The sequence below is a fragment of the Desulfatitalea alkaliphila genome (assembly GCF_022968795.1).
GTDB classification, from domain to species: domain Bacteria; phylum Desulfobacterota; class Desulfobacteria; order Desulfobacterales; family Desulfosarcinaceae; genus Desulfatitalea; species Desulfatitalea alkaliphila.
In genome coordinates, this window is the sequence record NZ_JALJRB010000076.1 from 1 (window position 1) to 1093 (window position 1093).

Sequence of the window (1093 nt, forward strand, 5' to 3'; positions counted from 1 at the left end):
AAGTGGTACGATGAAAATGGACACTCCGAAAAGCCTGGTATATAAACAACCAACTTTTTGGAGGTGAACGATGAGCCAGACCCGCAGGGGATTTACAAAGGAATTCAAGGTTGATGCCGTCAAATTGGTCACCGAGCAAGGGTACAAGGTTTCAGAGGCGGCCCGCAATCTTGGTATCAGCACCAGCGTTTTGAGGCGCTGGAGGGATCAGTTAGCAAAACAGGCCGACCAGGCCTTTCCCGGCAAAGGTTTCATGACCCCGGAAAAAGAGGAGCTGCATCGGCTTCGTAAAGAGGTCAAGCGCCTCGAGATGGAGCGTGACATATTAAAAAAGGCCACGGCCTTCTTTGCCAACCTGTCGAAGTGAGATTCGACTTTATCCGGCAGCAAAAGAAGGCCTTCCCCGTCACCTTATTGTGCAAGGTGATGCGGGTAAGCCGGAGCGGATTTTACCAGTATCTCAAGTATGGGTGCGTATACATCATGGACCCTGATTTTCTTTTGCTTACCAAGGTGCGGCGGATTCACGCCGACACGCGTGGCAGCTATGGTTCACGTCGTATGTCAAAGGAGTTGCGCGATGATGGCCATGATGTTGGCCGATACCGTGCACGCAGCCTGATGAAAAAGGCCGGGGTTGCGGTCAGGTCACGAAAAAGATTCAAGAAAACGACTGACAGCAAGCACAATCTGCCTGTTGCTCCCAACCTGTTGGATCGCAAGTTTTCCGTTGACCGTCCCAATGCCGCCTGGTGCGCCGACATCTCCTACCTGTGGACCATTCAGGGATGGCTTTACTTGGCAGTTGTTATCGATTTGTTTTCACGCAAAGTAGTGGGATGGGCCATGAGTTCGCGCATGAAAACAAAGTTGGTTACCGAGGCTCTTGCGATGGCCTATTTCCGGCGTAAACCGCCGAAGGGCCTGCTCCACCACTCGGATCGAGGCAGTCAGTATGCATCCTGCGATTATCAACAAATGCTTGAATCATACGGTATGAGATGCAGCATGAGCAGAAAGGGGGATTGCTGGGACAATGCTGTCGTTGAGAGCTTCTTTCACTTGCTGAAAACGGAATGGATAAAAGATACTG

The 1093-nt window shown here is 51.1% G+C and carries 2 protein-coding genes; both read left to right on the forward strand.

The window, feature by feature from the left end:
• Window positions 1-70 precede the first annotated feature (70 nt).
• Window positions 71-367, forward strand: coding sequence for a transposase (locus MRX98_RS21755; protein WP_246915264.1), 297 nt, complete (start codon window positions 71-73; stop codon window positions 365-367).
• On the forward strand, window positions 364-1093 hold a 730-nt coding region (locus MRX98_RS21760; protein WP_246915267.1), incomplete at its 3' end, for an IS3 family transposase. The genes MRX98_RS21755 and MRX98_RS21760, both read left to right, overlap by 4 nt.

Bases quoted from the DNA above. Each gene is read 5' to 3' on its own strand.
- MRX98_RS21755 (WP_246915264.1), top strand. From the start codon at position 71: ATGAGCCAGACCCGCAGGGGATTTACAAAGGAATTCAAGGTTGATGCC.